The following is a 24,976-nucleotide window of genomic DNA, read 5'->3' on the forward strand; positions in this document are numbered from 1 at the left end:
TGGAAATTAGTTTTTACCCCGATATTTGTCGGTCGGAATCGTCGCAGTCGACGGCCGCCGGGGAATCCGAGGGCCGTCGGGCTTGTCAATCGACGCCCGACACGACAGCATAATTAGACTCAACGGAATCGACTCGCTCAGGAGGCAGGCAGCTGTGATTGCAGAAGGCAACGACGACAAATTCAAAGGTTCACGCCGCGACAAGAAGAAGCCCAAGTCGACAGCTAGCGAAATTCTGCAACGCCAGCCTCCATTCGACTTGGAAGCCGAGATGGGCGTGTTGGGGAGTATTCTCCTGCTGCCGGAATGCTTGGATGACCTGGCGACGCTGCTGCGTCCCGACGATTTCTACGACGATGCCAACCGGATCCTGTTCACCCAGTTGCAAGAGATGCACGACATGGGTGAGAAGATCGACGTGACGCTGTTAGTCAGTCGGTTGAAGAAGGCGAAGCAATACGATCTGATGGGCGGACCGGCCTATCTTGGACGGCTTAGTACATCGGTCGCCAATGCGGCTCACGCGGTCTATTACGCGAAGATCGTTAACGAGAAGGCGATCTACCGCAAGCTGATCGAATCGAGCACCGACATTCTGCGCGACGCCTACGATCAAACGCAGGAAGCTCGCGAATTGGTCGCCAGTGCGGAACAGAAGGTGTTTGCCATCATGGACGGCAAACAATCCAATTCGGTCAACAGCATCAGCGATATTTTGCACCAGGCGATGGACCGGATCGACGCCCGTCTGCGAGGCGAGCACACCGATGGCGGTTGCGATACGCTGTACACCGATTTCGATGCGATGACCGGCGGCTTGCACAACGGTGAATTGGCGATTCTTGCGGCTCGGCCTTCGATGGGTAAGACCGCGTTTGCGATGAACATCGCCGAAAACGTTTCGATGCAGCTCCGCTACCCCGTCTTGTTCCTGAGTTTGGAAATGTCGGGGATCGAGTTGGCCGATCGTATGTTGTGTTCGATCTCCCGAGTCAGCGGTCACAAGCTGCGAAACGGTACGATCAGCAGCGAGGAGCGCGAACGCTTGGTGGAAAAGGCGAACGAGATCCACTCCGCGCCACTATTCGTCGACGATTCGCCTAGCCGAACGGTCAGCGAAATCGCCGCGGCGGGGCGGCGTATTAAACGTCGCGACGGCGCGTTGGGATTGATCGTGATCGATTACCTGCAGTTGATCGAGCCCGATAACTCGCGCGATCCGCGGCAGGAGCAGGTTGCGAAAATCGCGCGGCGTCTGAAAGGTATGGCTCGTGAATTGGAAGTCCCCGTGTTGTGCCTGTCGCAGTTGAATCGGCAGTCCGAAGAGGGCAAAGATCACCGGCCAAAGCTGAGCCATCTGCGGGAATCGGGGGCGATCGAGCAGGATGCGGATATCGTGATGTTTGTGCATCGCGAAGAGTATTACCATCGCGGCGAAGACAAGGAACAATACGCAGGCCAGGCGGAGATCATCATCGCCAAGCAGCGTAACGGACCTGTCGGCGATGTCGAATTGACCTGGGAAGGAGCGTTCACTCGCTTCCACAACAAGGCTCCCGAACGGCACAGCGAATTCGATCAGTACGCCGAATTCAGCGGACCGACCGATTATTGATCCAGCAGTTCGCTGTACAGATCGACGTGCCGGTCGATCATCTGGGCGACGGTGAAGTCGCTAGCGATCCGTTCCTGCCCGGCCTGCCCCAGTCGGGCCGCGCGTTCGGTGTCGGTGAACATTAACTGGTAGGCGTGTTTGGCGAATTCCGCCGACTCGCCTACCGGGGCTAGCATCCCCGTGACGCCGTTTTCGATCAGATCGCGGTTGCCTGGAATGTCCGACGCCACGACCGGCAGTCCGGCCTGCATCGCTTCGATCAACGCGTTGCTCTGCCCTTCGTAACCGCTGCCGATCCAGAACAGATCGAAGTGCGGAAGCAGTTCGGCGACGTCGTCGCGTGCCCCCGCAAACGTGACAGCTTGCCCGGTCGTAACCGAATCGCGGAACCGCTGCAGTTCGCCCATCTGAGGCCCATCGCCGATGATGACAAAGGTCGAATCGTTGCGAGCCGACTCCATCAGCTGAGCTGCCCAGATCAGATCGCGAAGTCGTTTCTGAGGCCACAGCCGGCCGACGGCAACGATCAGGCGGCGTTTAGGATCGATGCCCAGACGCTGGCAGGCCTCTTCCCGCGTGATCGTGCTCGCTGTGCGAGGCGGAATCCCGTTGGGGATCACTCGAAACAGATCGGGCTCGATTCCGTGAGCGGCATAAAAATCGCGGACTCCGCTGCTGTTGGTGACGATCGCGTCGGTCCGTTTGGCCAACGCGCGATCGATAACAAAGTGACGTGTTGTCTTCCATTGATCGACGCAGCGTTCACCGGCAACGATTCGCCGGACGCCCAAGCTGCGAGCGGCCGCGCGTCCGTAAGAGTTTGCTGCGAACAGCCACGTGTGGACCAGATCGGGAGAGAGTTTCTTGAGCGTTCGCTTCAAGCGAAAGTAGGCCGACGGATCGGCTTTAAATCGCTTGCCGACCACCGTGACTTCGATCCCCGCAGCTTCCAAGTTCGCTCGCAGCGGACCATCGTGCGTTAACACGACGACGTGCACGTCGAAGCGATCGCGCGGCAAACCGCTGGCCAAAAGAGCCAGTTGCTTCTCGGCACCGCCGCGAACCAAGGTCGGGATGATATGGCAAATCCGTTGGGTCATCCCGTTGCTCCACTCACATTTTTGGCGGAGGAATTCCCCGCCAAGCGTTCAAATAACTGGACATGTCGGCGGATCGTATCGGAGAACGACGCCGCCGCGGACAACTGGCTCCGCATCCGCTGGGCTCCCGCGGCAGCTATCGGTAGATCGTCCAAGACGTTTTGGACCGCTTCCCGCATCTTGTCGGTCGAATCGGCTGGAAAGCTGTGTAGTTCCGAAAACGCTGCCATCGCGAAGGCTCGCGTATCGGCGCAATCGACCACGGCGGTGGGGAGCGCCGCGGCAATCGCCGCCGGCCAAAACGACTCCGCTCCGCTAGCCGCCGATGGCAGCACAAACATATCCGCAGCTTGCATTAATTCTTCCACATGATCAAAGTTGCCCGGCAGAAACGCCGCTTGGCCGACGCCGTTATGTTTTAAGTCGTTAAAAAGTTTCTGACGCCACGGTCCGTCGCCGATCATCCACAACCGCAGGTCGGGCTGAGCCTCCAACAGCGGCCAAAGGGCCGACGCCAAGGTCAAAACGCCTCCTTCGGGCGACAGCCGATTCATGCACAGAATGACTTTGCCATCGACCGGCACCATCAGGTCGTGATTCATATTGCCGAGCGTCAGACGCGCTGCTTTACACGATTCGGGAGTGCGACGGATCGGATCGCCAATGCCGTCGGCGATCCGCACGATCGTTGCCGCTTTGGCTCCGGCGACCAATAACGCTTGCTGGCACGAGGCGCGGGGAGCGATCACGGCGTCGGCGGCAAAGCTGCGGACAAACGTGTTCCGCCGCGCACGCAGCGACGCTTGCCAGACGATATCTTGAGTCCCCATCAACGTTCCACAGCGGACGACGCTTGGCACGCCGACTTGTCGGGCGGTCTCGACGACCGCTGCCGCCTCTTCCCGCATCATGTCGCAATAGACGAGATCGAACCGCGGCAATTGCTCTCGCAACCACTTCCCCAAGTTCCGAACATAACGAGCCATCGACCATTCGCCTCGCGGCGCAGCCAACGGACGCAGCACCGGTATCTCGCGATGTTGGAACTCCGCCGGCCAAGTCGCTTGATAGCGTGGCGTTAAGACGGTCGGGTAACATCCTTGGCGGCGAAGGCCGCTGACAAACGCGGTCAAGCGACTGCTGGCATCATCGCAATGCGGCCAGTAGCGTCGAGTGACGATCAGCACTTGGAATCGTTTCATCGATCGATGGCCGGTCCGTGCAACGCGTGGTGGCGGTCGAGATCGGCTTGTTCCAACACGCCCAAATAAGGCAGGTTGCGATACATGTCCTCGTAATCCAATCCGTATCCGACGACAAATTCGTCGGGGATTTCAAAGGCGACAAAATCGGGGCGGACTTGCACGTCGTGCTGGCGATTCTTCTGCAACAGCACCGCACTTTTGACGTCCTGGGCACCCATCTGTCGCATGTCTTCCAATAATCGTTCCAGCGTGCGGCCGGTGTCGAAGATGTCGTCGATCAACAGCACCTCGCGGTCGCGGATGTTGATCAACATCGCCGCGTTGACCAACAGTTCGCCGCTGCGGGTGCCGCCGCGGTAGCTGCTGGCTTGGACAACGCCCACCCGGATGGGCATGTTCAACCGGCGAATCAGATCGGCCAGCAGAATCAAGCTGCCCGTCATGACCGCGACAACCGTCAGCGGCCGCGAGCCGTAGTGATCGTTGATCCGTTGAGCCAATTCGCTGACACCGCGCTCCAACTGTTGTTCGTCAAGCAATGTCTTCATATTTAACAGTCGAGGGTGCGAAAAAGCGGTGATGTCAGGCGGAATCCGGGCCGGCCAGGGAACACGCCGACATCTTAACATGTTGCCCCACGGTTGAACCAGTTGATTGAAAAAACGATGGCTGGCCGCTAAGATTGACTCGGGCATGAAGCCCGCTCAAGACTCCGCTCGCCTCTCTCCAGCTGGTAATCGATAACGCCGATGTCGAAACCCGATCGCACAAAGAAAACAGTCTCCACCGACGCCACGCGTTCGGATTCATCGCGACGGAAGTTCATGCAAAGCTCCAGCCTGTTGTTGGCCGGCGGTGCGGTTGCGGGCGGGCTGAGCGTGGCTCGGGCGGCGCACAGTTTCGGCAGCGACACGATCCGCGTCGGGTTGATCGGATGTGGCGGACGCGGAACTGGCGCGGTGACTCAGGCATTGAGCACCGTCGATGGCGAAGTCCGTTTGACGGCGATGGGAGATCTGTTCGAAGACCGCATGCAGACAGCGTTTCGGACGATCAAGAGCAAGCATCCCGACCGCGTCGATGTCACCCGCGACACGCGGTTCGTCGGTTTTGACGCCTATCAAAAAGTGCTGCAAGCCGATGTCGACGTCGTGATCTTGGCGACCCCTCCCGGTTTCCGCCCCTTGCATTTCGAAGCGGCCGTCGACGCCGGGAAACATGTCTTCATGGAGAAACCGGTTGCGACCGATGCTCCCGGCGTGCGACGTGTGCTGGCGGCCAACGCAATCGCAAAACACAACGGTCTGGCGGTCAGCGTCGGGCTGCAACGCCACCACGAAGCCCGCTATCGCCAGTGCGTTGCTCAACTGCACGCCGGCATGATCGGCGACGTGATCATGTCCCGCGCCTACTGGAACGGATCGGGAATTTGGGTCCGTCCGCGGCAGCAAAACGATACCGAACTGCAGTACCAGTGTCGCAACTGGTACTACTTCAACTGGCTCTGCGGCGATCACATCACCGAACAGCACGTCCACAATCTCGACGTGATCAACTGGGTGATGGACGGTTTCCCGGTGGAAGCTCAAGGCCAAGGCGGCCGCCAAGTGCGGACCGGCGAGGACACCGGGCAGATCTTCGATCACCACTTTGTCGAATACACCTACGACGGCGGGGCGAAGCTGATCAGCCAATGCCGGCACATGAAAGGCTGTTGGAACAGCGTCGGCGAATACGTTCACGGCACCCGCGGCTACGCGATCGTCAACAAAGCCGAAATCTACGATCACCAAGACAATCTGATCTGGAAGAGCGATGCGGCGGTCGAACAGGGAAAGGGTTGGCAGCAACAGCATCACGATCTGTTCGCCGCGCTGCGACGGGGCGAATCGCCGAACGAAGCCGATTATGGTGCGCACAGCACGATGACCGCGATCATGGGGCGAATGGCCACCTACGGCGGCAAAGTCGTTCGCTGGGACGATGCGATTCACAGCGACATCGCCTTGGCCGATTTCGATTCCTTGCGATCGTGGGACGATGTTCCGCCGGTCCTGCCTGCCGACGACGGCTCGTATCCCGTCGCGGTGCCGGGTAAAACCATCGTCGTCTGATCGATCAGAACGACATTCCCCAAGGCTTCAAGGACGAGGAACACCGCTGTGGCGAAAGCGACAAAGCAATCCGATCGCGTGCAAACGCTGGAACGGATCATCGCCCATCTGGACACGCAGTACGAACAAGGGATCGCGTGTACGCATCCCGACACCGGCGTGTTGGTCAGCGATGGCGAATACGATGCGCTGCGTCGCGAGCTGCAGACGCTGAATCCCCAGTCGACGCTTTTCGAGACGGCCACCGCGTCGCAGCTGGAGAGTGCGGTTGCGAAGGTCGTTCACCACCCACCGCTGACGTCGATCGAGAAGGCGAGCCACGAAGATCTCGCCGTGCAGCAACAGATGCTTTTCAAATGGCTCCGCGGCGCCGATGCCCCGGCCGTTGCGGAAGCTCCCGCGGGCGAGCTGTTTGCCGACGCGTTGCCCGACGATTTGATTACCGTCGCGGGGATGAGCTACGACGGCCAGCCGGTCGTCTACAGCCCCGATCGGTTCTACGCCGCCTACAAGCTCGATGGCGTGGCGATCGCTCTTTATTACGAACAGGGAAAACTTGTCCGCGCCGGGCTGCGACCGCGCGACGGGATTAACGGCGAAGATGTCACGGCGCAAGTTCGTTATGTCGCCGGTGTTCCGGAAAAGCTTCCTAAGAAGATCACTTGTTCGATTCGGGGCGAACTGATCTGCAAGCTCTCCGACTTCGAAAAGGTGCAAGCCGAATTGGCCGACGAAGGGGAGAAGTTGAGAGCGAATCCGCGGAACCACACAGCCGGTGGGATTCGCCAATTCAAGAACCCCGAGAAAACCGCGAGGATGCGGATCAGCTTCATCGCCTACACGATCGAAGCGCTCGACCATCCGCCTTATAAGACGGAGATCGAGAGGGCTCGCTGGTGTCAGGAGACGTTGGGGATCAACTACATCGAGCCGCAACCGTTTCGCTTCGAGAACCTGCAGGCGATGGAAGACGCCGTGCCGACTCTCGATTTCGAAGTCGACGGCGTCGTGATCGGAGTCAACACTCTCGAGGACCAGGAACAACTGGGCCGCCACGGAGATCCGAGGACCGGAAATCCGAAGGGGAAGATCGCCTGGAAATTCCGCGAGGAGGAAGCGACGCCGGTGATCCGCGACATTCAGTGGCAGACCGGCCGGACCGGCAAGATCGTCGCAGTGGCGATCTTCGATCCCGTTCGTTTGGCCGGCACCAACGTGACCCGGGCGACGCTGCACAACGCCGGATTTATGCTCCGCAATCAGATCACGATCGGGTCGACGATCGCGGTTCGCAAGGCGGGGAAGATCATCCCCAAAGTGACCGGCGTGATTGCGGGGCAAGGCGAGCCGCAGTTTCCCGATCATTGTCCGGCTTGCAAAGCGAAGACCCAGCTACAGCAAGGGGGAACCGAAGAGATGCTGGAACTTGTCTGTCCCAACCCCGATTGCTCGGCGCAAAACGTCCACGGCCTGTGCCACTATCTGAGCACCTTTGGCGTCGTCGGGCTGGGGGAGAGCCGGGTGCGGACAATGGTCGAAGGAGGCAAGGTCGCGACGCACGCCGATTTTTATCGCTTGGACTTGGACGACGCGATGGAATGTGGGCTGACCGAACGACAGTCGCTGTTGGCACTGGCAGCGATCCACATGATTCCCGCTCCCGACAAGAAGGAAAACAACGAGTTGGGGATCGCGATCGCGACGGCTCGGCAAACGAAGAAGCAGGTTCCGCTGTGGCAATTGTTTGCCGCTTTCGGCATCGAAGCGGCGGGCAAGTCGGCAGGCAAAGCGCTCGAAGATCACTTCAGCAGTTTCGATGCGATCCGCGCCGCCACGGTCCAGCAACTTATCGAAGTCGGCGACGTCGGTGAGAAGACAGCCGAGACCGTCTCCAGCTATCTGGCGACCAACGCCGCAGCGATCGACGATCTGCTGAATTACGTCGAACCGCAGTCGCCGAAAACGGGGCTGCTGACCGGCAAGAACTTCTGCTTCAGCGGCGGCTTTCCCGAGGGGAAGCGTCACTGGGAACAGCGCGTCGAAGAACTCGGCGGCAAGTGTTCGGGGAGCGTCTCTAAGAAGACTCACTACCTGGTCGCCGGAACCGCCAGCGGATCGAAGAGCGAAAAAGCGGAGAAGCTTGGGATTCCAATCATCGATACCGACGATCTTCAAAAGATGATCCAAGCCATGTCAGATCCCACGGGCTGACACTCGATTCGGCTGGCCCTGCGGCCGCACTCTTAGCGGTCGCTGATTTGCGATCGATCCACATCGGAGTCTCTTCATGTGTTCGTCGCGCTGAACTCTTGGGGGCTGTCCCTGGCAGCGAGTCTTTCGGCCATGTGAAGATCGACGCGATAGCGCGTGCCGGAGCGTACCTCGAATTGAATTTCAGATTTGCTTTGCTGTGGAGCCGTTGGATGTTTGTCCTCGACGACGGCGTGGTTTACGATAGGCGGGCGACTAGCCTTTGTGGGTGTTCGTGCGGGTGCATCTGGTCCGTTGTTGTGTTTTCACTCACCCCGCACGCTCGTTCCTATCTTCACTTTATCCTCTGCAGAACGTTACGTCCTATGATTCGAGCACTCTTAACGATCGTCGCCGCGTTGACGCTTGCCCAAGGCTTGTTCGCCGCGGTGCCTTTGGCCGATTCGAAACCGAACATCATCTTGGTCATGACCGATGACCAGGGGTACGGTCCCGTCGGCCGCCACGGCCATCCTTGGATCCAGACTCCCAACCTCGACGCTCTCTATGATCAAAGCACCCGGTTTACGCGGATGTTAGTCGCACCGACGTGTGCGCCAACGCGATCGGCGTTGATGACCGGCCGACACCCGATGCGAAACGGCGTCACGCATACGATTCTCGAACGGGAGCGGATGACGTTGGATGCGACCACGTTGCCCCAAGTGCTTGGCAAAGCGGGCTATCGGTCGGGAATCTTCGGTAAGTGGCACCTGGGGGACGAGGATGAGTATCAGCCCCAAAACCGTGGCTTTGACGAAGCGTTCATCCATGGCGCCGGTGGGATCGGCCAAGCGTACGACTGCAGTTGCGCCGACGCCCCCGGCAACAAGTACTTCGATCCCGTGCTGCGGCACAACGGGAAGTTCGTTCAAACCGAAGGCTACTGCACCGATCTGTTCTTCGACGCCGCGTTGGGCTGGATTAAAAAGCAACACGATCAGAAGCAGCCGTTCTTCGCCTACATCGTGACCAACGCGCCACACAGTCCATTTATCGCCCCCGCCAAAAACGCGAAACGCTTTACCGACCTCGGTTTCACCGACGACCAAGCGGGGTTCTACGGGATGATCGAAAACATCGACGAAAACGTCGGCAAGCTGCTGGCGAAGATGGAGCAATGGAACCTCGAGGAAGATACGCTGTTGATCTTCATGAGCGATAACGGGATGACCGGCGGCGGATCGGGGCGCGGCAACCAACCGATGGGAACGCTAGCCGATGGAACACTGATGCGTCCCTACAACGCCGGTATGAAGGGACTGAAAGGGAGTGTCGAGGAAGGCGGCTGCCGGGTGCCGTTTTTCGTCCGCTGGGATGGACATGTCGCGGCGGGGCAAGACGTCGACCGGATCGCAGCTCACCTGGACCTCTTTCCGACGCTTGTCGCATTGGCTGGCGGGACGCTGCCACAGGGACAGGTCGAAGGTCGCAGCCTGCTGCCGCTGATCGAAAACCCGCAGGCGGATTGGGAGGATCGCTATCTGTTCACCCACAAGGGGCGTTGGAAGACGGGCGAGGAGCCAAACGAATCTCAATGGAAGAACTTTTCGGTTCGCAATCAGCGGTTCCGTTGGGTCGAGGGGAAGGCTTTATATGACATGCAAGCCGATCCGGGGCAGAAGACAAACGTGATCGACCAGCATCCGGAAGTCGTCCAAGCGATGCGCGACGCCTACGACGCTTGGTGGCAAAAGACCCGTCCGATGATGGTCAACGAGACGGCTCCGATGTCCAAGACCCGCCCATTCCACGAGGCATTCGAGCGGCAGAAACAAGGTACGGGGATTCCCAAATGGGAGTCTCCTCGCTTTTAGGCGGTCGATCGCCGAGGGAGCATCTTTGCTTTGACGCACCGGGAAGGGGGTCCGATTGGATGTTTTTTTCCGGTTAAACCGGTGCTTTAATCCCCACCTTTGATTAGATTGTGCCTCGGGAAGGCGTGCGTTTGGGAAAACTGCCAGGCGTGTCGTTTGGACTCATTTTGAGTGTTCCCCCCCCAGTTCATCGAACCCCATTCGCCCGCGAGGCAGGCTGCCGACAGCGGCCCCAACCCCCAATTTAGACAGGCAAAAGACGTTATGTCGATGAAGAACATTGGACGCTTTATTGGTTCGCGCAACGATCGCAAAACTGCACGCCGGTTGGAACAGGGGGGAAAGCATCGTCAGCTGCGTATGTTGTTGGCTGAATCGCTCGAATCGCGACAATTGCTGGCGGCTGATCTGGCGCCTGTATCGCTGATGGCAAACCACAATTATCTGGTCGCCGAAGACGTCAACGCCGACTTTCAAGTCACCCCCAGCGATGCCTTGATGGTGCTCAATGATCTGGCTCGCCACGGGGCGGGGGAACTCGGTTCCAACAACAGCGCGGCGAATCGCTTCACCGATGTGAATGCCGATGGTGCGCTGACACCCGTCGACGCGTTGATCGTGCTGAATCGCGTCAATCGTGGCGAAGGTGAAGTCGATCCGTTGTTGAACATCAAGCTCGACGTGACGCAAGATGGCGAGTCGATCCTCGCCGAGAACACGCGAAATTTTGAAGTCAACGTCGGGGAGAAGTTTGACGTCGAAGTCCGCTATGCCGATCTCCGTACACCGGTCGACCACCGCTTGGGCGTCTTTTCGTTGTACGTCGATATCTTGGCTAGCGGTATCGATTCGTTCCGACCGGTGCTCAGCGAAACGCAGATCATCGAACTGTCGGAAAATCTCGAAGACGCTTCGGGAGTGCTGACCATCGCCTTTGGCAACGATCCCGATCGGACGGCGGAGATCCCTGTTCGCAGCGGCGACCCCAGCGTTTCGAGCCTTGAGGATGATCCCGAAAATGCGATCCGAATCGCCATCGAAGAAGGGCTTGGATTGGGAGCCGGCACCGTTTCGGTTAACCAAGCAGTTCGCAGCGGACGGGATACCGACAACGGTGGTGGGGGAATTGTTGGAACCGGCGATCCTTTCCAGTACATCATTCGTTTTGTCGGTGAAAACGCAGAGTTCGCTGACATACCGAACCTGATCGTGAACACCGATACCATCACCGATGCAGCGGTCACGGGCAGCTTGGTCGAAGTCCCCGTTTACTCGACCACGGATCAGTCGCAGATCAATCCCAACTCATTGCTGTACAACATCGACTTCCGCAGTTCGACGATGGGGAACCGCGTGGTTTATGGCGATGTTCGCTCGGGCGTTTACAACCCCGGCAACCAGGAAACGTTCGATGAAATTGGTGGTGTCGGTCCGGCCTTGGAGAACGGTCTGCCGGTGACGGAGAATCGAGATGTGTTGCAGAACTTTGAAGCCTTCAGCATCGAGATGCAAGCGGTCCGCGCCCAGGATAACGTCACCTTCACGCTCGACCTGCCCGACAATCCGATCGGTTCGGAGATCGCGCTGTATGGGACCAGTGCCAGTTCGGATGTCGCGTTGACCGACGAACTGATTTCGATCTTGTTGGCCGACGATCCGGAGACGATCGAAGACGAACGAACGGGACTTGTGATCGGCCGGTTTGTGATTCCGACCGAGTTGCCGATCACTGCAGTGACCGATAATGTTAATATTCCCGAAGATGCCGCGGAACGTCAGATCGACGTTCTGAGCAACGATCTGCCGTCGCCGGCCGATCTGAACGTGGTTTCGGTTGGCCCTGCGAGCCACGGCACGACAAGGATCGAGCAAGGCGAGGTCTTCTACAAACCTGCCGCTGATTATTTTGGTCCCGACACGTTCACCTACGAGATCAATGACGGAACGAACATCGCCACGGGAACCGTGACGGTCGACGTGGGTTCGGTCAACGATCCACCGATCGGACAACGGATTTTGGTGAAGACGGTGCGTGGGGCTACCGTTGCGATTCCGTACAATTCGTTCCTGCTGCCTCAGCCGGCCAACGAAAACGATACGGTCGGTGTCACCCAGGTGTCGGCGGTCCACGGCGATGTCGCGACTTCGGCGGGCAGGAATCTGGTCTATCACGCGCCGACCAGCAGCGTTCACGACGATCAGATCAGCGTCACTTTCTCCGATGGAACTGCGACCGATACGGTGTTGATCGATATCGAGATCATCGATCCATCGGCTCCCATGGCGGTCGCTGATCGGATCGCTGTCAACCAAAATCGGGCGACGACGTTCAGCACCGACTTTGTGCTGTTGAACAACGATTCGGTCTCGACGGGGTTCAAACGCGTGGTTCGCTTTGAAACCGATGCCACCGATGGTATGGCCGCGACGAAGGGGACCGTTACCGGAAACGCCAACGGCACCTTCACTTACACTCCGCCTGCGAATTTGTTTGGTACCGCTGCCGACTCGTTCCGCTATGTGATGTCCGATGGCACCAACCAGAGCGATCCGGTGGTTGTGACGGTCGACATCTTGAGAATCAACGCGACACCGATTGCCGGCGACGTCTCCGCAACGATCAACACCGCGACGAACAGTCAGATCGCCATCGACCTGACCAACGCGATCAGTCCTGGGATCGGCGAAGAAGGCGTGCCGGGCGAAACGGTGCAAGTCAGCGAGGTCAGCCAAGGCGATCTCGGCGGTCAGGTGAGCATCGCCCCCGGCGCACAGGGAGTGGATTACACACCTGTGACCGGGACGACGGGAACCGAGACGTTCACCTATACCGTTGCCGATCAATTGGGGCTCGAAGCGGTGGGAACGATCACGGTTACGATTGTCGACATCGGCGGTGGTGGCACCGGGGGAACGGCTTCGATCAGCGGCGTCAAGTTCCACGATTTGAACGACAATGGGGCCCGCGATGCCGGCGAACCGACGCTGCCCGATTGGACGATCTATTTGGATTTGAATAACAACGCCAACTTCGATGTGGGCGAACCGACATCGATCACCGACGATCAAGGCGTTTATCGGTTCGACGATTTGCTGGCCAGTGATTACACCGTTCGCGAATTGGGCCAAGCGGGCTGGCGTCAGAGTTTCCCCACGATGGTCACGTCGGGGAACGTTTCGGTCAAAACCGGTGATTATGCCGGCTTCACGACTGTCGCCGATATCGATCGCGATGGCGATCTGGACATTATCGTTGCCAACGAATACTCCGATTCCAAGAAGCATGAATCGAACATCGTTCTGTTGACCAACAATGGCAACGGTAACTTCGCACAGTCAACGCTTCCGCTGCCCGATGATTCACGCCCCCAAGCGGTGATCGCCGACCAAGATCTGACGGGGGATGGGATCGCCGATATGGTTGTCGCATCGGCAGGGGTGGTGGGATCCGCAATCGGTAGTTCCAGAGCGAGCGGTTTGCAGTTGTTCGTCGGAACCGAATTGGGGTTTGATCCGGTTTGGCGATCGATCGCCGCAGGCGAGGGGCCGTCCGATCTGGTGGCTCGCGATCTGAACGGTGATGGCATCGTCGATCTGTTGGTCACCAACCATCGTTCGGACGACGTTTCGATCTTGTTAGGAACCGGTGGCGGGAACTTTGCCGCACCGATCGGACTGGCAACCGGTGAAGAGCCGGTCGCCCTTGCGTTGACTCAACTGGCAAAAGACGGCCGCGATCTTCTGGCCGTGGCCAATTACCAGTCGGGCAGCGTTTCGATCTTCACCGGTCGCGATGGTTCCTTTGAACTGCGCGAAACGATCAGCGATCTTACCAATCCGACCGATCTACTGTTGGTCGATATCAACAACGACGGGAAGGACGATCTGGTCGTCGCCGATTCGGGTACCGACACGATTCGCACCTATCTGGGCAATGGCAAAGGGAAGTTTACCGAATTCGATGTCCGAGCGGTGAAAAGCGGTGTCAGTGGCGATATGCGGCAACGTCCCGAGGCGATTGATGTAACCGATTTCAACGCCGATGGGGTTGTCGATCTGTTGATCGCCAATCGCCAAGGGGGCGAATCGCTGTGGATCAATAATGGCAACGGAACGTTCCGCTACGCTTCGAACCTGTTGATGCCGTCGATGCCGAACTTCAACCCGCTGCTAGCGAAATCGATCGCCGTCGCGGATCTCGATGGCGATGCCGAACTCGATTACGTCGTCGCCTTCGCAGCCGGTGGTGTCAGTATCCATACCAGCAGCGTCTCGGAAGCCCCAGGCTTCTATTTGGTGAGTTTGTCCGATGGCGAAGCGTCGGATGGCAACGACTTTGGCAACTTCCAGTTCGACACCAATCCGACCGAGACGGTCTCGTTGTCGGTTACCTCAGCGGCGATTACCGAAAACGATTCGTCCGGTTCATCGACCGTGTGGGCGACTTTGTCGACAGCGCTCGATCATCCCGTCGTCGTGACGCTGGGAGTTGGCGGATCGGCAACACTGGGAGCGGATTACACACTATCGCCGCGTCAGTTGACGATCGCACCGGGGGAATTGTTCGCGACCGCAACGATCACGAGCATCAACGATGCCATCGACGAAGGGGCTGGCGAGTCGATCGAATTGACGATCGACAGCGTGATTGGGGCGTTGGATGGTAACGCACCGCCGACGACTGTCACGATTGTCGATGACGATACGGCATCGTTGCCGCTGGTGACGGAGATCTCCGCGGCATCGGCCTCGGTCGACGAAGGCGAGTCGGTCGCGGTGACGGTGACGCTTTCCGAACCGGCCAGCGAACAGGTTGTGGTGTCGCTGGACTATGCGACCGGAACCGCAACCCTCGACGAAGACTTTACCGCACCGTTATCCGTTGTCGTTCCGGTGGGGCAGACCACCGGAACGCTGACGCTGGAAACGCTCGACGATCTGGCGAACGAAATCGATGAATCGATCATCGTCGAGGTCGTTGGTGTCAGTGGAGCGACCGAAGCGGGGGTCTTGAGCACCACCGTCACAATTATCGATGGCGACACCGACAACGGAATACCTCCCGTGGCAACCCTGACCGCATCGGCAAATTCGATGGATGAGATGGGAGGCTTTGTAACCTTCACTGCGACATTGGACAAAACGACCGATCACGATGTGGTTCTCGATCTCACTCCCAGTGGCACCGCTGCGTTGGACGAGGATTACAGGCTTCCGCGCCAGTTGGTGATCTCCGCGGGTAGCTTGGCTGGATCGGTTGCCGCGCATGCGATCGACGATCTGCTTGACGATCAGGACGAGTCATTTACCGTCGTGTTTAGCGCGGCCCAGGGAGGAACGCTAAGCGGTGAGACTTCGTTCGATGTTGCGATCGTCGACAACGACGCGCCTACGGTTTCGCTGGCCGCCGATCTCAATTTGATCGGCGAGGATGGTGGCATCGCCCGAATCACGGCGCAACTTAGCTCTGCAAAATCGATTCCGACGATCGTCGACCTGTCGTTTGCGGGGACGGCTGTTTGGGGGCAGCACTACACCGTACAGAGTTCCCGGATCATCATCCCTGCCGAAGCGACGTCCGGGTCGATCTTGGTGCAAGCCATCAACAACCAAGAGATCGAAAACGTCGACCGCGTTATTGAAATCACGGCGATTGGATTGAATACGTCGACGTCGGTCACGATCCGCAACGAGGATGGTGTCTCGTTCCCGTTGCGTGCTGAAGGGACTCCACTCTCCGGCGATGGTGCGGTGGTCACTTCGGATGAACTCTCTGCGCTGTACGCCGCGAGTATCGATATTTGGCAACGGGCTGGCCTGAGCGACCAGGGACTCGATCGGTTGCGTGACCTCGGCGTCGAAATCGAAGACCTCGACGGCGATCTGTTAGGGCTCGCTGAACAAGATCGGATCGCGATCGATTTGAATGCCGCCGGATTCGGCTGGTTTGTCGACGCGACTCCCGACGACGACAGCGAGTTCCAGCAAAACGGCGATCCCGCAGCCGCCGCGTCGATCGATCTGTTGTCGGTGATCCTGCACGAGCAAGGCCATCTGTTGGGATTGGATCATGGCGACAGCGAACTGATGCTCGAAAGTCTGGCTGCGGGAACTCGCCGCACGCCATCGGATGCCGATGTCGATCAAGCACTGCAGGACATGTTTTAGGAAATGCGTCTCGGGTTCCCTCGCGGGGTGAACGATGGGGTGAGGTGAAGCGATGCAGATGAAAAGCATCCGCCGCGCAACGCCAGCGGACCAGATCGTTGCGGGACGCATCTATCGCGATGTCGTGAGCAGCGCCCATTGGCTGCCCGCCGCATCGCGATCCCAGACCGATTTCGCCGCCGCATCGGTCGGCGAAGAGGTCTTCGTCTGCTGCGACGCAGAAAACGTGAGCCAAGGGTTTGTTGCGGTCTGGCGCCCCGATGCGTTTAGCCATCACCTTTATGTCGATTCCCGCTTTCGAAACCAGGGCGTCGGCACGTTGTTGTTGGATTCGCTCGAAGGCTGGCTCCCCCGTCCCTGGACTCTCAAGTGCGCCAACGCAAATCGTGCGGCGATAGCGTTTTACCTCGCTCGAGGTTGGCGCTGGATCGACACCGGCGAAAATGAACATGGCCAATATTCGGTGTTGGAATCGGTCGCACCCCGATCGGCATAAGTGCCCGATCCGAATTCACCTTCGGTCGACGGACACCCGCTTGTTTCGGCAGGCGGCGGCCAGCTGCCGAGCGATCTCGCGCGGGCACGCTCCCAGAACGATCAATGAACAGATCGGTTGCCCTTGGGGAATTTCACTGTTTTCCGTTGGCACATCGGCGATTTGAATCGCGGCCGGGATCGCGTCGCGCAGGCGCTGGTATACGAAATGGATCGGGCGATCGGCGTACAGTACGCGCTTCCCCATCAACGTTTTTGATGTTTCAATCGCCGCAACTTCCTCTTCCTGACATGCGGCGACGTGGAGCTGCAGCAGCGAAGTGGAGCCGTGATCGAACAATTCCATCGATGCGGTCCAGCGTGGATTCACCTCCAACAACCAGATCCGCTGCGCCGGATCGACGATCACATCGATCCCAAACAGGCCGCGGAGTTGGGTTTCTTGGACAATGTACTCCGCCAGCCTCTGCAGACGTTGCTGCAGCGAATCGGGAAGCATCGGCAGACCGATCGATCCCTCGTATTGAAACGGTTTCGGCCGCTGGCGGCTCCGCAAACTCGCCGCGACACCGATCCAATCGACACGGTCGCGGGATGCGAGAAAGTTGACGCCGAAGCTGCGACCGGGGATCTGGCATTCGAACCAATCATCTGGATCGGAATCCGCTGGCATTGAATCGGCAATGAAAACGCCGAGCCCTCCGGTAGAGAGCGCTCGTTTGAAAAGCCATCCGCTCGCCGGCGACGGCTTGTGCGTGCAACGTGGCGGACGCGCGAGTCCCGCGACTTGGGCAGCTCGATCGAGCCAAGCAGGATCGTTCAACTGGCGGATCTGTTGCGCGGTAGCGCCGAAAACACGATGCGTCTCCCGCAGCGCATCGAGTTCTTGAAGACGACTTTCCAGTCCGCCCAGCGGAACCACCGCGTCGACGGACTCGCCAGCTAACTGTTCGGTAAGCGATCGGTCGCTGCGCAGCGGAGACCAACGATCGCAGACGTCGCGTAGATCGCGGTCGCCAAAGAGATCGATCGCAGCGACGCGCAGCCCGCTGCGGCGTGCGGACTGAGCCGCGGCGCGGGCGGTTGCTCCCACGAAAACGATATTCCCGGCGGCGGAAGATGACACGACTGGTACTTCAATAACGAGGGCTGTTGATTCTTTTGCACCGCAAGAGGTGGAAATCGCTAGCTTCGGGGATTTGCATTGGCCAGCGACTCTGGTAACTTTTGTGGTTCTTAGTAGCTGAGTGGAGTCACCGTGGAAGGCAACAATTTGTTGTGTTTCACCAGCCCGAAGCGCGAGCGAGGCATTCCGATCAGAACTCTGCTGGGAATCTCGCCGACGATCTTTGGACTGACCAACCTTCTGTTGGGGATCGCCGCTGGCTCGTAGTCCACCATGTTTCGCCGACTCCCAGGCGAGCAATTCAACAACCGTTGGCTGGAGAAAACTCGAATGCAATTTTACATCGGCGAAGCACTTGATGGCGATGGCAACGAAATCGCGCACATCGACCTGATGATCGGTAGCAAAGACGGACCTGTTGGCGTCGCGTTCGCCAACGCCTTGGCAAACCAAAGCGAAGGTCACACCAACCTGCTGGCCGTTTTGGCTCCTAACGTTGCCGTTAAACCAGCTACCGTGATGGTCACCAAAGTAACCATCAAGGGAATGAAGCAAGCGGTTCAAATGTTTGGCCCCGCACAAGCCGCGGTTGCCAAAGCAGTTGCCGATTCGGTTGGCGACGGCGTGATCCCAGCCGACCAAGCTGAAAACCTCGTGATCGTCTGCGGTGTCTTCATTCACCCCGAAGCCGAAGACAACAAGAAGATCTACGACTACAACTACAGCGCCACCAAGATGGCGATCGTCAATGCGATGGGCAACAAGCCATCGGCCGACGAAATGCTGGCTCAAAAGGATGTCGATCATCCATTCAAGGGCTTCTAAGCAAAGTCTTACCGACGATGGCGGTGGGCCGATTTGCCAGCCGCCTCTGCTTTGCCGACCCTCTGCATCCCCGTCGACGCGCGCCAGACGTGCGTCGAAGCGGCGAAGAACGCGGCCGGCGGGAACCGTTCGTCCGCCGCAGCGTGCTCGCGAGATGCACTTGTAAATGCCCTCGGTGATGATTCATCGAGGGTTTTTTGTTGCCCGGTGCCCAATTTCCACCCCGCCAACCCGATCGAGCTCCCGATGACAAAGCCAAAGATCCTGTTGCAGTTCGACACCGATTCGCATGCCAGTTCGTTTGATGCAGTGGTTGCGACCGATGCAGGGGTCGATACGCTTCTGCAATACGCCAAGGTGAACACTGAAAACGTCGAGGGGCTGGTTCACGGAGCGATGTTTACTCGCGGCCCCGAGGATCTGCATCGCACAGCAATTTTTGTCGGTGGCAGCGACGTAGCGGCGGGGGAAGCTGTCTACGAACGAATTGAGAAGTGCTTTTTTGGTCCGATGCGGGTCTCGGTGATGCTCGATTCCAACGGCGCCAACACAACGGCTGCCGCGGCGGTGCTGCGCGCCGCAAAACATCTCGATTTGAGCCAAACAACTGCCTTGGTTCTGGGAGGTACCGGACCAGTGGGGCAACGCGTCGCTCGGCTACTGCTGCAAGCGGGGGCCACAGTCCGATTGTCTTCGCGGCAAATCGATCGCGCGAGGGCGGTTTGCGATGCGATTGCCGCGAGAATCGATTGCGGCCAGCGATTGAGTGCGGTTGTCGGCAGCGAAGCGATCGGCGGCTGCGACGCGGTGTTTGCCTGTGGCGCGGCGGGTGTTCAGCTGTTGAGCAGCGACGAATTGGCCGGCTCCGACGTTCGTTTGGCGATCGATCTGAACGCGGTGCCCCCGGTTGGCATCGAGGGGATCGACGTGATGGATCGCGGCAAATCGCGGCAAGACCGGATTGATTATGGAGCGATTGGGGTCGGCGGGACGAAGATGAAAATTCATCGCGCCGCGATCCAGCGACTCTTCGAATCCAACGATCAGCAGCTCGATGCCGAAGCAATCTATGCAATCGGGCAAACCGTTTAAGCCGATTAAGCAGTTTAGGAGCGAGAGGGCAAAATCGCGGGATATTGACGTCTTTGGCGTTACAAATTACATTTTCCCAACTAATGGACCTCCGAAGGGGGCGATCGGCTCCTTCGAGAGCCTTACGGATCGCGTCGAGTGCTCTCCGGATTTCCGTTTGGATGATTACCCAACAAGTCGAACCCACGACACCAGGTATTCGCTTCCGATTGCGAACTTAACAAAATTCTATCGCGCTCATCGATGTTCCGCTCGGAACGTCCGGCCCTATCTAGCCACAGCAACGTTGCGCTGAGCGTACAGATTTCACTCGTTTGATCGATACAACTACCCCATACTCACGCAGAGGCTATTGAAGATGGCAAAGAAGAAAGCGGCTGGTGCTTCCAGCAAAATGGTTTATTACTTCGGTAAGACCAAGACCGAAGGCCAAGGCGAAGGCAAGCAATTGTTGGGCGGCAAAGGCGTCAACCTGGCAGAGATGACTCGCATCGGCCTGCCCGTTCCTCCCGGTTTCACGATCACCACCGCCTGCTGCGATTCGTACTACAAGAACGGCAAGCAATTGCCTAAGGGCTTGATGGACGAAGTCAACGAAGCGGTTGCCATCCTGGAAAAGGAATTGGACAAGAAGTTCGGCGACGACGAAAACCCATTGTTGGTTTCGGTTCGTTCGGGTGCTGCGGTTTCGATGCCCGGTATGATGAACACGATCTTGAACCTGGGCCTCAACGACGCCGCCACCGAAGGTTTGGCCAAAGCGACCGACAACCCACGCTTCGCTTACGACGCTTACCGCCGCTTGATCAACATGTACGGCGACGTCGTGATGGGAATCGATCACGAAGAATTCGAGCACGCGTTCGACAAGATCAAGACCAAATACAAAGTCGATCTGGACACCGACGTGCCAGCTGAAGGCTTGAAGGAACTGTGCGAAGCTTACAAAGCTGTCTTCAAGAAGCACGGCGGCGAAGATTTCCCTCAGGATCCAATCCACCAGTTGCAACTGGCGATCGAAGCTGTCTTCGGCAGCTGGAACACTGAACGCGCCGTTCGCTATCGCGAGATCGAAAACATCCGCGGCCTGTTGGGCACCGCGGTTAACGTTCAATCGATGGTCTATGGCAACATGGGCGACGACAGCGGAACCGGCGTTGCGTTCACTCGCGATCCTTCCAGCGGTCAAAACAAGTTCTTCGGCGAGTTCTTGATCAATGCTCAAGGCGAAGACGTGGTCGCGGGTATCCGTACACCACAGCCTGTGATCGAGATGAAGAAGTGGAACAAAGCTGTCCACGCCGAATTGATCGCGATCAAAGACAAGCTGGAATCGCACTACAAAGACGTCCAAGACATCGAGTTCACGATCGAGAAGGGCAAGCTGTACATGCTGCAGACCCGCGACGGAAAGCGAACCGGTATCGCTGCCGTCAAGATCGCCGTCGACATGGTCAAAGAAGGCCTGATCGACGAGAAGACCGCTGTTCTGCGTATCCCCGCTGGCGACTTGACCCAGTGCCTGCTGCCAAGCTTCATCCCTGCGGCGAAAAAGAAAGCCAACGTCTTGGCAACGGGGCTGCCCGCTTCGCCAGGTGCTGCGGTTGGCCAATTGGCGTTCACCGCTGCGGAAGCCAAGGCGCGTGCGGAAGCTGGCGAATCGGTCCTCTTGATCCGTAAAGAAACCAGCCCCGAAGACGTCGACGGCATGCACGCCGCTGCGGGTATCTTGACCAGCACCGGCGGTATGACCAGCCACGCGGCAGTTGTTGCTCGCGGTTGGGGCAAGTGCTGCGTCGCGGGTGCCGGCGATGTCGACATCAACGAGAAGACCAAGAAGATCACCGTCAACGGCAAGACCTACGGTGTTGGCGACACGTTGAGCCTGGACGGCACCAGCGGCGAAGTCATGGAAGGTGCTGTCGATCGCCAAGAGCCTAAGTTGGGCGGCGACTTCGGTACCGTGATGGAATGGGCCGACAAGTATCGCACCCTGGGGGTTCGCACCAACGCCGATACGCCTGAAGACAGCAAGCGTGCTCGCGCGTTTGGCGCCGAAGGCATCGGACTGTGCCGCACCGAGCACATGTTCTTCGAAGGCGACCGTATCGGTCACATGCGTGCGATGATCCTGGCGACGACCGAAGAGGATCGCCGCAAGGCATTGGCTAAGTTGTTGCCGTTCCAACGCAAGGACTTCGTCGGCATCTTCACCGCGATGAAGGGACTGCCGGTAACCGTCCGTCTGTTGGATCCACCATTGCACGAATTCCTGCCACACGAAAAAGCCGCTCAAAAAGAGATGGCCGAAGCGTTGGGAATCTCGACTGCCGAAGTCAAGAAGCGTGCTGAACAGCTGCACGAAATGAACCCAATGTTGGGTCACCGCGGTTGCCGTTTGAGCGTCACGTATCCCGAAATCCTCGAGATGCAGGTCACCGCGATCACCGAAGCTGCGATCGCTTGTGTCAACAAGAAGGTCGATGCCAAGGCGGAGATCATGATCCCGTTGGTTGGTACTCGCGCCGAATTGTCGATGCTTCGCGAAAAGGTCGAAGCGACCATCGAAGCGACCAAGGCCGCCAAGAAGTTCGACGGCGAATTGGACATCCTGATCGGTACCATGATCGAGATTCCTCGCGCCGCGTTGACCGCCGACGAAGTCGCTCAAGACGCCGACTTCTTCAGCTTCGGTACCAACGACCTGACACAGATGACGTTCGGTTACAGCCGCGACGATATCAACACCTTCCTGCCCGATTACCTGAAGCAGGACATCCTGCACGGCGACCCCTTCCAATCGCTGGACACCACCGGTGTCGGCCAATTGGTCGAGATGGGCGTCAAGAAGGGTCGCAGCAGCAAGAAGGGTCTGAAGTGCGGCATCTGTGGCGAACACGGTGGCGACCCAGCTTCGATCCAATTTTGCCACGAAGTTGGTCTGGATTACGTCAGCTGCAGCCCATTCCGCGTGCCAATCGCACGTCTGGCCGCTGCTCAAGCTGCACTGAAGAAGTAATCTCTGAGAGCTTCTAACTTTTGATTTAGCGACGGTCGGCCCGGTAACGGGGCGGCCGTTTTTTATGCCGTCGCATGCCGACCCGATCGGGATGCGACAGGCTGTCGCCCCGGTCGCGTGCGACGTGTTTCGGCGAACGAAGATTCATTCGCAAAGTGGTCAAAAAGTAGGGTGCCTGTGCGTTGCGAAATTGCAATTCGTGGTATCTTGAGCCGAGGCGGGGACACGAATCATGCCCGTCCCCAATAATGACATCAATCTAAGAAAGCAAACCGATGCAAATTACAGCGGACAAAGTTGTCGCGTTCGATTACAAACTGACCGATGACGCTGGCGAGCTGATCGATTCGTCCGAGGGACACGAACCCTTGCTGTACCTGCACGGTCAGGGCGGAATTGTCGAAGGCCTGGAGCGCGCGCTCGAAGGTCTGACGGTCGGCGATCATTTGAACATCACGCTTCAGCCAGAAGAGGGCTACGGTTTGCGCAGCGACGATCTGGTCCAGGAAGTCCCACGCGATGAATTCGAAGGTGTCGACGATTTCGAAGTCGGCATGCAGTTCGAAGCCGATACCCCCGACGGCCCGATGATTTTTTCGATCATCGAGGTCGGCGACGAATTGATCAAAGTCGACGGGAACCATCCGCTGGCCGGAGAGACGTTGACGTTCGATGTCACGGTTCGCGAAATCCGCGACGCAACCGATGAAGAACTCGAGCACGGACATGCTCACGAAGAAGGTGGTCACGACCACGATTAACGTGGCGTTCTACTGGAGCCGCGGTCGCGGCAGCGATACTTAACACGAAGGGCTTGAGGTTGTTGACGATGCTATTTGGATTTGGCAAGGCGAAGCCGCCGCTTACGGCGTCGCGCCGCGGGCAGATCGAACTGCGAATGCGGTATTTGGTCGAACGGTTCACATTGCCTGTGATCCAACAGACGGCGATCGTGACAGACCCTGCGTCCTTCGTCTCGTCGACAACCGTGGCTGAGGACGAACTGCCGTCGGTTGCCTCGCGAATCGCCAAACAACTGCAAGTCGATATCGCCGGCTTGCCGGTCGAAGTTGTCGATGACAGCCCGACAGCAGCGGTTCATCAGATCGGCGAATCGCCCAAGATTCGCATCCCTCGGGCAGCCCTGTCGGACAGCCAAGGGTTGGTCACGACCTTGGCACACGAGATTTCGCACTATCGCCTGAAACAGTTCGATCCGGGCGAGATGCCTGACCAGGGACAATGGCTCACCGAACTGGCAACGCTTTGCGGCGGATTTGTCGTCGCCGTTTGCAACAGCAGCGTCAAAGAGTCTTGCTGCAGCACACCCGCTGCCACGGTGAAGACACTCCGCGGTTTGGGCTACCTGACCTCGGCTGACCTCGGTTACGCCGCGGCCCTGTTGGCGCGATTGCGAAATGAATCCGATCCTGCGTGGGGCCGGTTGTTGCGCGCCGATGCTCAGGTGACGTTCAAACAAGCTCACAAATCGATGCCGGCGGCCTGCACGATGGTCCTCGACGCATCGACGGTCCCCGGACCGCAAAGTTCGATACAACAGTTGGCCGAACAACTGGTTTCGACCAATGAATCGTTTCAGTTCCTGGCAGCGGAGCAGGTGTCCGGGCGACAGGGTGAATCGTGCGAAGCCTTTGTTCCGGCGCTGACGCAAATGCTGCGCTCACGCGACGAACAGGTAGTCCTTGTCGCGGCCGAAGCCCTGCATTCGATAGGACCTCGCGCGCAGGCCGCAGCGCCCGCTCTGGAGCATCTGCTGAATCACCGCGTCGATATGATCGCCGCTTCGGCCGGGATCGCGCTGATGGCGATCGATCCCAACGAAATCGTCTTCGAGCATGTCGGCGATCTGTTGGAAAACCGCTGGTCCGCCGCGATTCCGCTCTCGACCGCACTGGCCCAATACGGACATCAAGCTGCCCCCGCGGGGCCCAGTGTCTGTCGCCGGTTAGTCACCGCGCTCCGTCGCACCGAAGATGAGATCATCGACTCGCTAGCCGCCTGTCTGCACGCGGTCGCCGCCGCCCCGATGGAAGTCATCGACGCAACGATCTCCAACGAAGAGATCCTGGAGTGGATGAAGGGCTATCTGGCGAGCATGGATGAAGTTCCGGCCGAATGACGTTTGGCCT

Annotated in this window: 16 protein-coding genes; 12 read left to right on the plus strand and 4 right to left on the minus strand. The window is 58.5% G+C overall.

What is annotated here, in order from left to right:
- The first annotated feature begins 154 nt into the window (after nucleotides 1–154).
- Nucleotides 155–1,615: a replicative DNA helicase gene (gene dnaB / locus EC9_RS09975; protein WP_145120936.1), complete on the plus strand. Its 1,461-nt coding sequence runs from the start codon at nucleotides 155–157 to the stop codon at nucleotides 1,613–1,615.
- On the opposite strand, the gene EC9_RS09980 is transcribed toward dnaB, so the two are convergent.
- From EC9_RS09980 to hpt, 3 genes are read right to left on the minus strand one after another with little or no spacing between them, the layout of a single operon-like run.
- Nucleotides 1,609–2,715: a glycosyltransferase gene (locus EC9_RS09980; protein ID WP_145344593.1), complete on the minus strand. Its 1,107-nt coding sequence runs from the start codon at nucleotides 2,713–2,715 to the stop codon at nucleotides 1,609–1,611. The genes dnaB and EC9_RS09980 overlap by 7 nt on opposite strands.
- Nucleotides 2,712–3,917, minus strand: a complete 1,206-nt coding sequence (locus EC9_RS09985; RefSeq protein ID WP_145344596.1) for a glycosyltransferase family 4 protein — start codon at nucleotides 3,915–3,917, stop codon at nucleotides 2,712–2,714. The genes EC9_RS09980 and EC9_RS09985 overlap by 4 nt, the downstream gene beginning before the upstream one ends.
- On the minus strand, nucleotides 3,914–4,468 hold the full coding sequence (gene hpt / locus EC9_RS09990; RefSeq protein WP_145094715.1) for a hypoxanthine phosphoribosyltransferase: 555 nt from the start codon (nucleotides 4,466–4,468) through the stop codon (nucleotides 3,914–3,916). Before hpt ends, EC9_RS09985 begins: the two co-directional genes overlap by 4 nt.
- Nucleotides 4,469–4,669: 201 nt before the next feature.
- Here hpt and EC9_RS09995 point away from each other — a divergent pair, with 201 nt between their 5' ends.
- The 5 genes from EC9_RS09995 (at nucleotide 4,670) to EC9_RS10015 (ending at nucleotide 16,765) form a co-directional block, all read left to right on the plus strand.
- Nucleotides 4,670–6,034, plus strand: a complete 1,365-nt coding sequence (locus EC9_RS09995) for a Gfo/Idh/MocA family protein (RefSeq protein WP_145344599.1) — start codon at nucleotides 4,670–4,672, stop codon at nucleotides 6,032–6,034.
- A 48-nt stretch (nucleotides 6,035–6,082) separates the two neighbouring features.
- A complete protein-coding gene (gene ligA / locus EC9_RS10000; protein WP_218934707.1) occupies nucleotides 6,083–8,245 on the plus strand; it encodes an NAD-dependent DNA ligase LigA in 2,163 nt (720 codons plus the stop codon).
- Between the two features lie 365 nt (nucleotides 8,246–8,610).
- On the plus strand, nucleotides 8,611–10,101 hold the full coding sequence (locus EC9_RS10005) for an arylsulfatase (protein ID WP_145344604.1): 1,491 nt from the start codon (nucleotides 8,611–8,613) through the stop codon (nucleotides 10,099–10,101).
- A 270-nt stretch (nucleotides 10,102–10,371) separates the two neighbouring features.
- Nucleotides 10,372–16,269 (plus strand): FG-GAP-like repeat-containing protein, encoded by a 5,898-nt coding sequence (locus EC9_RS10010; RefSeq protein WP_218934708.1) that lies wholly within the window; start codon nucleotides 10,372–10,374, stop codon nucleotides 16,267–16,269.
- A 52-nt stretch (nucleotides 16,270–16,321) separates the two neighbouring features.
- Entirely contained in the window at nucleotides 16,322–16,765 is a 444-nt protein-coding gene (locus EC9_RS10015) for a GNAT family N-acetyltransferase (protein WP_145344610.1), read from the plus strand.
- 15 nt (nucleotides 16,766–16,780) lie between these two features.
- Here the strand turns inward: EC9_RS10015 and EC9_RS10020 are convergent, their stop codons facing one another.
- Nucleotides 16,781–17,890, minus strand: coding sequence for an ATP-grasp domain-containing protein (locus tag EC9_RS10020; protein ID WP_218934709.1), 1,110 nt, complete (start codon nucleotides 17,888–17,890; stop codon nucleotides 16,781–16,783).
- A 132-nt stretch (nucleotides 17,891–18,022) separates the two neighbouring features.
- Here EC9_RS10020 and EC9_RS27155 point away from each other — a divergent pair, with 132 nt between their 5' ends.
- From EC9_RS27155 to EC9_RS10045, 6 genes are all read left to right on the plus strand, one after another.
- A complete protein-coding gene (locus EC9_RS27155; protein WP_261342925.1) occupies nucleotides 18,023–18,157 on the plus strand; it encodes a hypothetical protein in 135 nt (44 codons plus the stop codon).
- A gap of 63 nt (nucleotides 18,158–18,220) precedes the next feature.
- Complete coding sequence (gene fae, locus EC9_RS10025) at nucleotides 18,221–18,715, plus strand: formaldehyde-activating enzyme (protein ID WP_145120827.1); 495 nt, start codon at nucleotides 18,221–18,223, stop codon at nucleotides 18,713–18,715.
- Nucleotides 18,716–18,961: 246 nt separating this feature from the next.
- Complete coding sequence (locus EC9_RS10030) at nucleotides 18,962–19,807, plus strand: NAD(P)-dependent methylenetetrahydromethanopterin dehydrogenase (protein WP_145344614.1); 846 nt, start codon at nucleotides 18,962–18,964, stop codon at nucleotides 19,805–19,807.
- Nucleotides 19,808–20,165: 358 nt separating this feature from the next.
- Nucleotides 20,166–22,826 (plus strand): pyruvate, phosphate dikinase, encoded by a 2,661-nt coding sequence (gene ppdK / locus EC9_RS10035; RefSeq protein WP_145344617.1) that lies wholly within the window; start codon nucleotides 20,166–20,168, stop codon nucleotides 22,824–22,826.
- 275 nt (nucleotides 22,827–23,101) lie between these two features.
- Nucleotides 23,102–23,587, plus strand: coding sequence for an FKBP-type peptidyl-prolyl cis-trans isomerase (locus tag EC9_RS10040; RefSeq protein ID WP_145344620.1), 486 nt, complete (start codon nucleotides 23,102–23,104; stop codon nucleotides 23,585–23,587).
- A 68-nt stretch (nucleotides 23,588–23,655) separates the two neighbouring features.
- Nucleotides 23,656–24,966: a HEAT repeat domain-containing protein gene (locus tag EC9_RS10045; RefSeq protein ID WP_145344623.1), complete on the plus strand. Its 1,311-nt coding sequence runs from the start codon at nucleotides 23,656–23,658 to the stop codon at nucleotides 24,964–24,966.
- Nucleotides 24,967–24,976: the final 10 nt, after the last annotated feature.

The sequence above is a fragment of the Rosistilla ulvae genome (genome assembly GCF_007741475.1).
GTDB classification, from domain to species: Bacteria; Planctomycetota; Planctomycetia; order Pirellulales; family Pirellulaceae; genus Rosistilla; species Rosistilla ulvae.